Source organism: Bacteroidales bacterium (assembly GCA_035299085.1).
Lineage (GTDB): Bacteria > Bacteroidota > Bacteroidia > Bacteroidales > UBA10428 > UBA5072.
Window position 1 is genome coordinate 1 of record DATGXG010000063.1, and the last position, 12,998, is coordinate 12,998.

A 12,998-nucleotide genomic window follows, 5' to 3' on the forward strand; every position below is an offset into this window, starting at 1 on the left:
ATGCAACCAACCTGCTTACAAATGAATGTGATTTGCTGATTGGCGTTGGAATGAGGTTTGACGACAGGGTTACCGGCGATGTGAACCGGTACGCGAAACAGGCTAAAATTATCCATCTTGAAATTGACAAGGCAGAGATCAATAAGGTTGTTAAGGTTGATGTTCCCATTCACGGAGATGTTAAGGATACCCTGCCGGTTCTTACCAGGATGATCGAGAAAAGAACCCATGATGAGTGGCTGAATAAATTCAAGGAAATTGATAAAATAGAATATGACAAGGTAATCCGTCATGATCTTCTTCCTGAAAAGCCGGGATTGACAATGGGTGAAGTAATTCATATCATTAACCAGAAAACAAAAGGTGATGCTGTTGCTGTAACTGATGTAGGCCAGCACCAAATGATCGCATCAAGGTATTTCAATTTTAAGAACAAGAGGAGTTTTATCACATCGGGGGGGCTGGGTACAATGGGTTTCGGACTTCCGGCAGCACATGGCGCGAAGATAGGCGCACCCGACAAGCAGGTTGTTCTTTTTGTAGGTGACGGCGGACTCCAGATGACCATCCAGGAACTGGGGACCATCAACCAGACCCAGGCAGCAGTTAAAATTGTGCTGCTCAATAATAAATACCTGGGAATGGTAAGGCAGTGGCAACAGTTGTTTTTTGAGAAAAGGTACTCTGAGACCTACCTGATGAATCCTGATTTTATCAAAGTGGCTGAAGGCTTTGGTATCAAGGGCCGTAAGGTACTTGAGCGCCCTGACCTTGATCCGGCCATCCAGGAGATGCTTGATTACAACGGGCCCTATATCCTTGAAGTATCGATTGAAAAAGAAGATAACGTTTTCCCGATGGTACCTACCGGTGCATCCGTTTCTGAAGTAATTCTTGAACCACAAAAGCAATGATCATGTCAAAAATAAGCGAAAACAGCCTCAATGGAGGCAAGCAGACCTATACTATTTCCGCTTTCTCTGAAAACCATATAGGGCTTCTTAACCGCATAACAATTATCTTTACAAGGCGGCAGGTAAATATTGACAGTCTGACGGTTTCAGGTTCTGCATTACCGGGGATCCATAAATTCACCATTGTTGTGAACGATACCCGCGACAAGGTGGAAAAAGTCGTTACCCAGATTGAAAAACTTGTGGAAGTGCTGAAGGCTTTCTATCATACCGAAGACGAAGTCATCCACCAGGAAATTGCACTCTATAAAGTTCCTACACAGTCGATTGTTGAAGGAAATGTGGTAGAGGAGATTATCCGTAAGCATCATGCCCGCATTCTCGAGGTGAAGCCTGAGTATACTGTAATCGAACTTACAGGACATAAAGAGGAGACCCAGGCGCTGTTTGATGAACTCTATAATTATGGCCTGCTTCAATTCACCCGTTCAGGCCGGATCGCAATCACCCGTTCAAGCCGCGAGGTATTTTCAAATTATATGAAAGATGCAGGAACCAATTCAGTAGAATACGCAAAGAATTAATTACTAAATATTTAATACATTATGGCAAAAATTAATTTTGGAGGTGTTGTTGAAGACGTTATAACCCGTGAAGAATTTCCTCTTAAAAAAGCACAGGAAGTTCTTAAAAACGAAGTTGTTGCAGTGATCGGTTACGGTGTTCAGGGCCCGGCACAGGCTATGAACATGAAAGAAAATGGCATCAATGTCATTATCGGACAGGCACCGGAGTTTAAATCCGACTGGGACAAAGCAGTGAAAGACGGCTGGGTGCCCGGCAAGACTCTCTTTTCAATTGAAGAGGCTGCAACAAAAGGTACTATCATCCAGTATCTCGTTTCCGACGCCGCACAAAGGGCCATATGGCCAAAACTGAAACCCTGCCTGAAAGCAGGCGATGCCCTCTATTTCTCACACGGTTTTTCAATTACCTATAAAGAACAGACCGGCGTTGTTCCGCCTGCTGATGTTGATGTTATCCTTGTAGCTCCTAAAGGTTCGGGCACCAGCGTAAGGAGAAACTTCCTTGCCGGCGCCGGTATCAATTCAAGCTATGCCATATTCCAGGATTATACAGGCAAAGCAACAGAGAGAGCACTTGCGGTTGGAATCGCCATTGGTTCAGGCTACCTTTTCCCGACTACTTTCGAACAGGAAGTTTACAGCGATCTTACAGGTGAACGGGGTGTTCTGATGGGAGCACTCGCCGGCATTATGGATGCACAATACCAGGTTTTGCGCCAGAATGGTCATTCACCCAGCGAAGCATTCAACGAGACTGTTGAAGAGCTTACCCAGAGCCTTATCCGCCTGGTTGATGAAAACGGAATGGACTGGATGTATTCGAACTGCAGCGCTACAGCACAGCGTGGGGCACTCGACTGGAGACCGAAGTTTAAAGAAGCGACGCTTCCTGTTTTCAACGATTTATACAACAAGGTAAAATCGGGATCAGAAACAAAACGTGTTCTTGAATCTACCGGAATGTCGAATTATCGAGAATATCTTGAAAAAGAACTCAAGGAGCTTCGTGAATCCGAAATGTGGCAGGCCGGACAACAGGTAAGAAACCTGCGACCGAAAGTAAAATAAGTCATTTCATACTGAATACTTGAAACGGGTAAGGGTGACTGAATAGTCACCTGTTACTCGTTTCTTTTTTTTACATTTACCCTTTCACAACTCTTTCATTGAAGAACGAAACCAATATTGAGTACAGAAGGTTTATCCTGAGCATGATTCCGCCGGCCTTTATCCTGCTCATTATATGGCTTGTTAAAATTGTGGAGCTTGCAGGCGGTCTTGAACTCTATTATTACGGCATTCTGCCACGCAAAATATCAGGGCTTGCAGGTATTTTTGCTGCACCTTTTATTCATTCAGGCTTTAATCACCTCATCAATAATACAGTTCCCTTTTTCTTCCTGCTGACTGCCATATTTTATTTTTACCAGAAAGTTGCCTGGAGGGTGCTGTTTTATTCTTATATCCTAACCGGAATTCTAGTATGGCTTGTGGCACGTTCATCCTACCACATAGGTGCAAGTGGTCTTATATACAGTTTTGCTTCCTTTCTCTTCACAAGCGGAATCATACGGAGGAACATCAACCTGCTGGCCATTTCGTTGCTTGTCATTTTTCTCTACGGAAGCATGGTATGGGGTATCTTCCCCTATATGCCTGAAATGTCATGGGAATCGCACCTGATGGGACTGCTCACCGGCGTAGGCCTTTCCTTTAACTACAGGCACGAAGGCCCGGGTCCGACAAAATTTATCAGCGATATGGAGGAAGAGGAGGAAGAAGAGTCGGAGGAAGAGGAGAGAGGAGAGTCGGAAGAAAGTAGGGAGGAGAACGACCGTCATTGCGAGGAGCAGGAAGTATAAATGATTATAGCAGGAATAAATTGCGACGAAGCAATCTGCCGGAACAGGAAGGACCTGGCCAAGACAGACGGATACTGAATTATCTCTCTTTTTAAGGGCCTGCCTGTGCGGGCAGATTGCTTCGTCGCATTACTTTTTTTATAATCAGAGATTTATCAAGCTCCTCGCAATGACGATAAAGGATCCTATATCGTCTTAAAATGTGAGTAATACTCGAAAAAGGCGTAAATCTTCAATAACTCGTCAATTCCTTCCTGGACGCTGATTTTGGGGATGAAACCTACTTTTTCGATTTTATCATAATTCACCATGAAATGACGCAGATCTTTATCCTGCATCTGCGAATCGATGATTTTGAAATCTACCTTTTCTTTAATGAAGTTGGCAATTTCAAGCTTAGAGAAATTCAGATGATTACCGCCTGCATTAAATACATTGCCTTTCATCAGATCAAACTTCTCCATCGTCATGATGTAACAATCGGCAGCATCCTCAATATGCATGAAAGTACGTTTGGCAAAGCTGTCGAATAACACAAGAACGCCTTCTTTTACTGCCTTGTAGGTAAAATCATTCACCATCAGGTCGATGCGCATTTTCGGGCTGAAACCGAATATAGTGGCAAACCTTAGAGCTACGGCATTTTCCTTTTCCATTGTGATCTGCTCAGCCAGGTATTTTGTATTTGCATATACGCTGAAAGGAGTGATAGGTGTCTCCTCAGTACATGGTTCGCCTGACCTTCCATAGAAAGAAGTGGTCGAAGCATAAACAATGCGCTGATCGCGGCTCAGTCCTCTCAATATATTACGGGTGGCCTGCACATTGATGAGGTGTGCCGAATGCGGATTGGCAGAACAGGCAGGGTATCCGCTTATTCCTGCAAGGTGATAAATGAAATCGAATTCCTGCAGGTTTTTGATTTTATTCCGGATATCTCCTTTAATAATGGTGAGATTTTTGTTTTTTACAAGGTGCAACACCGGCTCATAACCATACATAAAATTGTCGAGTATGGTAACATTGTACCCTTTTTCAAGTAACTTGGTGGTTAGCACAATGCCTTTGTAGCCAGCCCCTCCGGTTATAAGTATCTTCAATTTTGCAGTATTTATTGAACGGGCACAATATTAATAAATTGGACATGAATTCTGAATGAAATCTTAAGATTTTGAAATAAATTATTTTACATGCCCGTAAAAAAAGGTAGCTTTGGGTGGCAAACGATACAGAAAAATGATTGGCAATGGGCGCCTCGGTAAGACGTATAGAATATTACCTGCCTGAAAAGGTTGTAACCAACAAGGATCTTGAGCTTCAGTTTCAGAAATGGGAAGCGGACAAGATTTATAAAAAGATCGGAATTGCCGAGAGGCATGTGGTGAGTAACGAGGAAACCGCACTCGACCTGGCCTTTCATGCCTGCGAAAAGGTACTTGGAAATTTCGACAGGAAAGAAATCGACTTTCTGATCCTTTGCACCCAAAGCCCTGATTATTTTTTACCCACGAGTGCCTGTGTTCTGCAGGATAAATTGGGCCTGCGAAAGGACCTTGGCGCCTTTGACTTCAACCTGGGTTGTTCCGGTTTTGTATACGGACTGGCCATGAGCAAGGGTTTCATTTCTGCCGGTATTGCCCGGAATGTCCTGCTTGTCACCAGCGAAACCTATACCCGTCATATTCATCCCCTCGACCTGGCAAACCGCACTATATTTGGTGACGGTGCTGCAGCCACTATTGTGGGTGCAAGCGATTCAGAAAAAATATTCGAATTTGTACTTGGAACAGACGGCAGCGGGATGACCAATCTGATAGTTCCCAACGGCGGTATGAAAAGCGCAAAAAACCCCGATGCAGTTGAGATTACCAATTCAAGTGGCGATATATCCACTGCGAACTGCCTATATATGAACGGTCCGGAAATCTTCAATTTCACAATTGACGCGGTTCCGTTGGCTTTTAACGAGGTACTTCAGAAAAATAGCGTTTCTCTTTCAGATATCGATTATGTGATTTTCCACCAGGCCAATAAGTACATGATTGATTTTCTCAGGAAGAAATTAGCCATTCCCGAAGAAAAATTCTTTATGGACATGGCAGATACAGGAAACACTGTGTCCGCAACAATTCCCATCGGATTGAAAAAGGCTACTGAAAGAGGACTCATTAAAGAAGGCGACAGGGTTCTTCTTTGCGGCTTCGGCGTCGGCTACTCATGGGGCGCAACTATTATTCAGATTTAGTAAGAAAATAAGATACAATGAAAAAGCTGGACTTTTACACTGAACTGATTGATTTCCTTGAATTTGAACCGGTGACTCTGACAGAAAACACGGAGCTTAAATCGCTGGATGGTTACGATTCCATGGCGGTTATGTCACTTATTGCCTTCTGTGATGAGAAATTCAGCAAAAAAATCAATGCCCGCGAAATACAGAACCTTACAACCGTCGGAAGCCTGATGGATTTCCTGGGAAGGGAAAACTTTACCGATTGACCGGATTAAACAATAAAAATATTGTTATCACGGGCGCTTCCTCAGGATTGGGGCGCCAGATTGCGGTTGAAGCCAGCCGGTGCGGTGCCAATGTCATTTTGGTTGCACGCAATGTGGAAAGGCTTCAACAAACTATGGAATTACTTGATAAAGGCAATCACAGCATCCACTCGGTTGACCTGAACCAATCTGATCTGTTTGAGAAACTTGTTGATGAAATGGTTGCAAACTGCGGTCCTGTTTATGGTTTTGTTCACTCGGCAGGAATTGAAGCCACAATACCCTTCAGAAATATGAAACCTTCTATTTACGAAGACCTGTTCCGGGTTAATGTGATTGCAGGTTTTGAGCTTGCCCGGATCCTGTCAAAAAAGAAGAACTGTGAGGCTCAGGGAGGTAGTTTTGTATTTCTGGGCTCGGTTATGGGAATACTAGGAAAGGAAGGAAAAGTGGCGTATTGTGCAAGCAAATCTGCGCTGATCAGCGGGGTTAAAGCCATGGCGCTTGAGCTCAGCAGTAAAAAAATAAGGTGTAATACGGTGTTGCCGGGAATGATAATGACAGAAATGGCCGAAGAAATGTTCCGGACGTTGCCTCAATCTTCGGTGGACAATATAATAAGCAGTCATCCGCTGGGACTGGGCAAGCCCTCTGATGTAGCCAACCTCGTGACATTCCTCCTCTCCGACAAATCCTCCTGGATAACCGGCAGTGATTTCGTCATTGACGGCGGTTACAGCGCCGGGTAAAGAACGTCATTGCGATGACCGCTTCCTGCGGTCAGAAGCAATCTGCCAGCACAGGCATACCTTATCAAAAACAACAGATACTAATAAACAGGATCGGGGAATTTGATTTTAGGACGGTCGATATATTCTTTCCGCATTTCAATTAACCTGATTTTCCAATCTTTAACGTTTTTATAAATTACTGAATTGGCAGGGACAATGGCCCCTTCACCAATTACTGTGTCCGGCATAACCACCACATTTGAGGTTACCCATGAATCCTTCTTCAGTAATATCCTGCCATGTTTAACATTCCTTTGCACATCAGGCACCATCGGACCACTTGTCCGGTACCCGTCTTCAGGACTGTCTGAAGCAGCAATCAGGATACATCCGTAACTGATGGATGCATAATCTTCAAGAATTATTTCACCTCCCTTTGAGAGAACAGTCCCCATGGCGATGTGACATCCGGTCCCAATTTTGAAAGTGGTGGCACCGATTATCACCTTCTTATCAATCATGCAGAATTCGCTGAATTCATAATCACCGATATTTTCAAAAACAACATCCTCGTCAATAATGATGTTTCCAGCCCACTTTCCGGCTTTAACACTGTAATAAAGGCCCCGGATATAGTAACCTACATACCCGTTCACCGACTTAATGAAAACATAAACGAGTTGTGCATAAACCGGAACCGGCAGAACTAGAATCCATGCGATCAACCGCTCAACGATAACAAGGGGTATCTGAATGATTTTAAAGCGGAGAAGTGTTGCTATGAACCGGAATAACTTCCTGGTGGCCGGTTTTGCAACAGCCAGCTGGGCAAGGAAAGTAAAAAACCTGTTGTCAAATACCGGTTTCAGGTACATGCTTTTCAGCTTTTATAAAAACCTTTTACAAGGTCACACAAATAGGAAATATCTTCAGGTTTCAGACTGCAGTGAACCGGGAACGACAATCCCCTGTCATAGGCGTCAATTGAAGCGGGGAAATCCGAATCGTTGTTTGTCAGGTAGCTGAAGCACGGCTGGCGGTGAAGCGGGTAAAACATCCTGCGGGTTTGCACTGCGTTCTTTTCAAGGTGCTCAATCAGTTGTTCAACGCGGGGAACTTTTACATTTACCCTGAAAGGAATGAAATTCGTGAATTCACTCTGCCTGATAAACTCAACTTCAGGTATACTTTTCAATTCTTCAAAATACTGATTGAAGTTCCTTTGCTTGATCTGACGGATGGTTTCGAATTTGTTGAATTGCGCAACACCTACTGCACACTGAAGATCGGTCATCCTGAAATTCATGCCCAGCTCGGGATGTATGAATGTTCCGCTATTCGGTCTTCCCTGGTTTCTCAGCATACGCAGACGGTTAAAAACCTGCTCGTCATTGGTGAGTACCACCGCTCCTTCGCCTGTTGTGATCGTTTTGTCGGCAAAGAATGAAATTACCCCGTTGTTTCCAAGCGTCCCCGTGTGCCTTCCTTTATAAAACACACCGAAACCCTGGGCGGCATCTTCAACAATTTTAAGATTATGCCTCCGGGCTATATCAATAATCGGATCCATATCACAGGCCTGTCCGTAAACGTGAACCGGCATGATGGCTTTGGTCCGTGAGGTGATTTTCTTTTCAATGAGACTGGTGTTAACCTGAAGATCAGCCGGGTTAATATCAACAAAAACCGGAGTTGCCCCTGTAAAGGCAATGGATGATGCGGATGCGTTGAACGAAAAATCCGGCAGAATCACTTCATCCCCCTGCTTAATATCAAGAGACATCAGGGCAAGGTATAATCCGAGAGTGCCGTTGTTAGCTAGCACTGCGTATTTTGCACCGGTGAACTGTTTCAATGAAGCCAGGAACTCCTGTGAAAAAGGACCTTCGGTAACCCAACCGGTTTGAATTGCTTTTTCAAGGTTTCTGGATTCATGTTCATCGAAAAACGGTTGTATTTGTTGAATGCGGTATTCCATACTATTTTACCAGTTTAAGCCATAATAAATTTCCTGAATGCAATATAGCTCATTCTTATAAGCAGCCAGGCATGTTTCATGAAACTGAAAAATGACTGACCGTAAGCCTTTGATTCGCCGTATTGCCGGGGTTGATAGTGTACCGGTATCTCAGCGACTTTTAAATTATTTTTTATTGCGCCAAAGATAAGTTCAAAATCACCAAAAGGATCGAAGTCGCCGAAGAAATCAATCTGCTTCCTGATTTTGATATAGTTCTTTTTTGAAATTGCCTTGAAACCGCAGAGCGTATCGGTAAACCTCTGTTTCAGAAGTGTTGTGAACAGGATTCCGAAAAAGCGGTTCCCGAGGAAATTCAGCAAAGGCATGGCGCTCTTTTCCATTTTATAAATAAAGCGGCTTCCGTTTACATATTCGCCCTGGTTATACAGGTAGGCATTCCAAAAATGTATGGCCTCTTCCGGAGGAGTGGTTAAATCGGCTTCAAGCCAGATGACAAAATCACCCAGTGCCTCATCAAAGCCATACCGGAAGGCATCGCCTTGTCCGATTCCTTTTTGTTTCAGCATTTTGATATCCTTTTCAGGATATTTGGTAATCATTTCCTGGATTTTCGCAACCGTGTTATCCCGTGAATGACCTTCAACAAAAATGATCTCGGTATTGCTTCCCATTTTAGGCATTCGGGTAACCAAACCTTCAATATTCCCTTCTTCATCCCTACAGGTAATGACAACCGAGCATTTTTTGGTTTCAGGATTGTCAAGGGGCCTTGAAGGTCTTGCCACAACAATGTGGTTTAAAGAAAGTCGACGCAGGAAGGGCAGATTGCCAATGAATTTGTTCAGGATATAACTGATGACCGGAATATTTTTCGGAAAGAACATCAGGTATTTGCGCTTGATCACCTGGTATCCTGAAATATAAAGGAAGTTTTCAAGGTCATCAATCGACAGCCAGTTACGGGTTTTCTCAGGCATTTTAAGCCCTGTTTTTTCTCCCAGCTTGATGAGAGGATTCCAAAGCGGGTTATAAAAGTCGATAAACACCCGGGTATCGGTAGTCGCCCATTTCTGAGCCTTTTCAAGCAATTCCTGGATATTTTCAATACTTCCTGCAATTCCCGAGAAAATAATATAGTCGAAAACCCTGTTCGTTGTATAATTCTCAGCATTTTCACACACGAATTCAACATCCGGATATTTCTCCCTGGCAATATTGATCATGGCGTCGCTAATGTCGATTCCTACACCCTGAGAGGTATGCAGGTTTCCAATCAGATCACCTGTGGCACAGCCAAGTTCAAGAACGGCAGAATTTGCAGGAATGCACATTCTGTAATACTTCAGCACATTGCGGTGGTAATACCTGTTTCTTTTATAATATTTTTTTCGGCTGCCGGCAATGCTGTTATAAAACGATCTCAGGTTTTCAGAAAGAGGGGTTAACATGAAGGATAAGCAGTTATCAGACTATAAATTTTGGAAGGCTCAAATATAATAAATTAATTCATTGAGCTTTTATACGCCAGTCTTTTTGTATTTTCGTCGTGCCAATTCATAAAAATCAATCTGAAATCGTATGGCTTCCAGTTCCAAAAACCCAAAATCAAAAGCCGGTAACCAGGCGGATAAAAAAGGGAATCCACAGCCGAAAGTGCAACCGGTAAAGTCAAAAATACCTGCAGTTAAAAGTGACATGTGGACAACCCTTGACAAATTCTTTGTTAAGCATCTGAATGCCGTCCTTGTGCTTTCTGTCCTTTTGTCGGCGTTTATGGGCGCCTTTTTGTTTGATGTAAAGATCAGTACCGGCGGTGATGATTCGCATTATATCGAAATGGCTAATGAATTTTTAAAAGGCAGGGCATTTCCATCATGGCACGGGCCATTGTATTCTATCTTTCTGAGTGTGCCCATCATGATATTCGGCGTGAATGTTATATGGCTTAAGATATTCTCGTTTCTTTTCATGATCGCCCATCTTGTGCTATTTTACTATACATTCAGGCGTCATGTATCCGCCACGCTGTTTACTCTTATCATGCTGGTGCTTGCAGTGAATGCATCCTTGCTTTACTTCGCAAGCCAGACATACAGCGAGGCTATGTTTATGTTTCTGCAATCACTTTCGATCTTCATTTTCCTCAATATTTACCAAAATGTCAATCTTGATGAAAAGTTGCCTTTAAAGCATGAAGCATTACAATGGCTGATACTGGGATTCTTTGTTTTTCTCGTATCACTTACCCGTAACATCGGTATTGTCATGCTCCTGGCTATGGTGCTGTTTCTTGTATGGGAAAAGAAATTCCGTGGAGCGGTTATGCTTGTCATTTCCTTTCTTATTTTTCTGTTCCCTTTCCGGATATATAAAACACTTGCCTGGCACGAGAAATTATCACAGGGACCCGACCAGATATCGGAGATCCTAAGGAAGAATCCATATAACAGGGCACTTGGCACTGAAGATTTCGCCGGAATGGTCGACCGTTTTATTCTCAATGCCAAAAGTTACCTTTCAAGGCATTTTATGATCGGGCTTGGCCTGCATGATCCTGCTTCACCTGATAAAAGCGGCTTTGTTACTCTGGTAATTGTTATCCTGTTCCTTGTGGCTACCTATTTCGCCTTCAGGCGGAGTAAGATCATGCTGTTCCTTGCCATATACCTTGGAGGGGCAATTACTGCAACATTCATCGCACTGCACCAGAGCTGGGACCAGATGCGCATGGTGGTTATTTTTATTCCCCTGCTTCTTCTGATGCTTGCATGGGGTATTCAGCAAATTTCAATCAACAGGAGATATACTTACCTCGGCATCGTACTGATGATTTTCCTTGTTGTGGTATTCGTCAGAACTTTTGATCAGACATCGGAAAGAATGAAAGTCAACCGCAAGTTCCTTTCAAGGAATATAAAAGGAAATTTGTATTACGGGTTTACGCCCGATTGGCAGAACTTTTTGAAAATGAGCGAATGGGTTTCGAAAAATATTCCGGCCGATAAGGTGGTGGCTTCCCGCAAGCCATCTATGTCATACATTTACGGGAAAGGCCGGGAGTTTTACGGGATGTACCGTTTTCCGAGCGAGGAACCGGTTCAGTTTATTCAAAAACTTGAGAAACGCACAGGTAATTTGCTTGTTCTGCCTAACAAATTGGTCGATACACATTGGCCTGCCCAGTTGCAATGGGGAATCAAAAGAGCCAATGTGGGATGTGTGGCTGAAGGCAGCGAATTATACGGTGTATATGATTTCAAGAGTAATGAAGGCAACGAGATAATTCAATCTCTTTACAAGAACAAGGTTATTCCCTTCAGCGTTGATTCGCTCATTAAACGGGTCAATGTTTCAAAACAGAATTGCTTTGCTGTTTCACCCGACTCGCTGTTGAATACCCTGCGAAAAAACAAGGTTGAATATATTATTGTCGCCAGTTTACGGGCAAATCCCAATGCCAATACGGGAAACATAATTAATAATATTCAACGGTACCTGTTTTTTGTTGAACAAAAATACCCGGGAATACTTGAACTGGTGCACCAGGTAGGAAACAGCGATGCTGAAGAACCAACCTGGCTCTATAAGATAAATTATAAATTTTACGGATTGTAGATTGACAAACCACGATCTGACCGAAATACGCTCAGTTGTTTTAATTGGTGCCGGAAACCTTGCCTGGCATATTGGACATGCCTTGAAAAATCTGCCTTTGGAGTTCAGGCAGATTGTCAATCGAAGCACCGAATCAGGTAAACACCTCGCACAAAGTATCGGCGTGCCCTTAGTGAGTATTTCTGAAGAAATCGCTGGTTCCGATTTATACATAATTTGTGTGTCGGATGATGCCATTGGTGAACAGTTTGAAAATTTAAAACCATATTTAAAGGGCATAGTGGTTCATACTGCCGGCAGTGTGAGTTTGAAAGTGCTGTCGGGAAACAATGCACATGGGGTGCTTTACCCGCTGCAGACTTTCAGTAAGGACCGGCCCGTTGATTTCAGCAAAGTGCCGTTACTCATAGAAGGCAGCGACGAACAAACTACAAATCTTATCCGGCAGTTGGCCATAAAACTGTCGGAAAATGTGCAGGTAGTAAATTCGGAGGATCGCGCGCTTATTCATCTTGCTGCTGTAATGGCATCCAATTTCTCTAATCATTTGCTTGACATTGCAGGACTGATACTGGCCGGTAAAAATATTCCGCTTTCATTACTGGAACCGCTGATGCTTGAAACTATTAAGAAAGCATTTGAACTCGACCCGGGTAAAGCGCAGACAGGACCGGCATTACGCGGAAACACTAAAACAATTAATCGACATATCGATATGCTTTCAGCGTGGCCGGAGATACAGGAAATTTACCGGGTAATGTCAGAAAGTATAACGAATAAAAAGGCAAACCGTTAAAGTCGCTATATTT

The 12,998-nt window shown here is 43.4% G+C and carries 13 protein-coding genes; 9 read left to right on the forward strand and 4 right to left on the reverse strand.

Annotated features, from left to right (window positions below; translation table 11 throughout):
• The 4 genes from VK179_20570 to VK179_20585 all read left to right on the forward strand — a co-directional run.
• A partial coding sequence (locus VK179_20570) for a thiamine pyrophosphate-dependent enzyme (protein HLO61156.1) occupies positions 1–914 on the forward strand: 914 nt, incomplete at its 5' end.
• Positions 915–916: 2 nt separating this feature from the next.
• On the forward strand, positions 917–1,498 hold the full coding sequence (gene ilvN / locus VK179_20575) for an acetolactate synthase small subunit (GenBank protein HLO61157.1): 582 nt from the start codon (positions 917–919) through the stop codon (positions 1,496–1,498).
• A 21-nt stretch (positions 1,499–1,519) separates the two neighbouring features.
• Positions 1,520–2,569, forward strand: coding sequence for a ketol-acid reductoisomerase (gene ilvC / locus VK179_20580; GenBank protein HLO61158.1), 1,050 nt, complete (start codon positions 1,520–1,522; stop codon positions 2,567–2,569).
• A gap of 98 nt (positions 2,570–2,667) precedes the next feature.
• Positions 2,668–3,363: a rhomboid family intramembrane serine protease gene (locus tag VK179_20585; GenBank protein HLO61159.1), complete on the forward strand. Its 696-nt coding sequence runs from the start codon at positions 2,668–2,670 to the stop codon at positions 3,361–3,363.
• Between the two features lie 185 nt (positions 3,364–3,548).
• Here VK179_20585 and VK179_20590 read toward each other — a convergent pair whose 3' ends face one another.
• Positions 3,549–4,463: an SDR family oxidoreductase gene (locus VK179_20590; protein HLO61160.1), complete on the reverse strand. Its 915-nt coding sequence runs from the start codon at positions 4,461–4,463 to the stop codon at positions 3,549–3,551.
• A 146-nt stretch (positions 4,464–4,609) separates the two neighbouring features.
• On the opposite strand from VK179_20590, the gene VK179_20595 reads away from it, so the two are divergent.
• From VK179_20595 to VK179_20605, 3 genes are read left to right on the forward strand one after another with little or no spacing between them, the layout of a single operon-like run.
• Positions 4,610–5,608, forward strand: a complete 999-nt coding sequence (locus VK179_20595; protein HLO61161.1) for a ketoacyl-ACP synthase III — start codon at positions 4,610–4,612, stop codon at positions 5,606–5,608.
• A gap of 17 nt (positions 5,609–5,625) precedes the next feature.
• Complete coding sequence (locus VK179_20600; protein HLO61162.1) at positions 5,626–5,862, forward strand: acyl carrier protein; 237 nt, start codon at positions 5,626–5,628, stop codon at positions 5,860–5,862.
• Positions 5,859–6,611 (forward strand): SDR family oxidoreductase, encoded by a 753-nt coding sequence (locus VK179_20605; GenBank protein ID HLO61163.1) that lies wholly within the window; start codon positions 5,859–5,861, stop codon positions 6,609–6,611. The genes VK179_20600 and VK179_20605 overlap by 4 nt, the downstream gene beginning before the upstream one ends.
• 80 nt (positions 6,612–6,691) lie before the next feature.
• Here the strand turns inward: VK179_20605 and VK179_20610 are convergent, their stop codons facing one another.
• From VK179_20610 to VK179_20620, 3 genes are read right to left on the reverse strand one after another with little or no spacing between them, the layout of a single operon-like run.
• Complete coding sequence (locus VK179_20610; protein ID HLO61164.1) at positions 6,692–7,468, reverse strand: hypothetical protein; 777 nt, start codon at positions 7,466–7,468, stop codon at positions 6,692–6,694.
• A gap of 5 nt (positions 7,469–7,473) precedes the next feature.
• A complete protein-coding gene (locus VK179_20615) occupies positions 7,474–8,571 on the reverse strand; it encodes a DegT/DnrJ/EryC1/StrS family aminotransferase (GenBank protein ID HLO61165.1) in 1,098 nt (365 codons plus the stop codon).
• 14 nt (positions 8,572–8,585) lie between these two features.
• The gene (locus VK179_20620) at positions 8,586–10,022 is read right to left on the reverse strand and encodes a glycosyltransferase (GenBank protein ID HLO61166.1); all 1,437 of its coding nucleotides are present in this window, start codon (positions 10,020–10,022) and stop codon (positions 8,586–8,588) included.
• Positions 10,023–10,152: 130 nt separating this feature from the next.
• Between VK179_20620 and VK179_20625 the strand changes: the two genes are divergently transcribed.
• Positions 10,153–12,189 (forward strand): hypothetical protein, encoded by a 2,037-nt coding sequence (locus tag VK179_20625; protein HLO61167.1) that lies wholly within the window; start codon positions 10,153–10,155, stop codon positions 12,187–12,189.
• A 1-nt stretch (position 12,190) separates the two neighbouring features.
• Positions 12,191–12,985, forward strand: coding sequence for a DUF2520 domain-containing protein (locus VK179_20630; protein HLO61168.1), 795 nt, complete (start codon positions 12,191–12,193; stop codon positions 12,983–12,985).
• Positions 12,986–12,998: the final 13 nt, after the last annotated feature.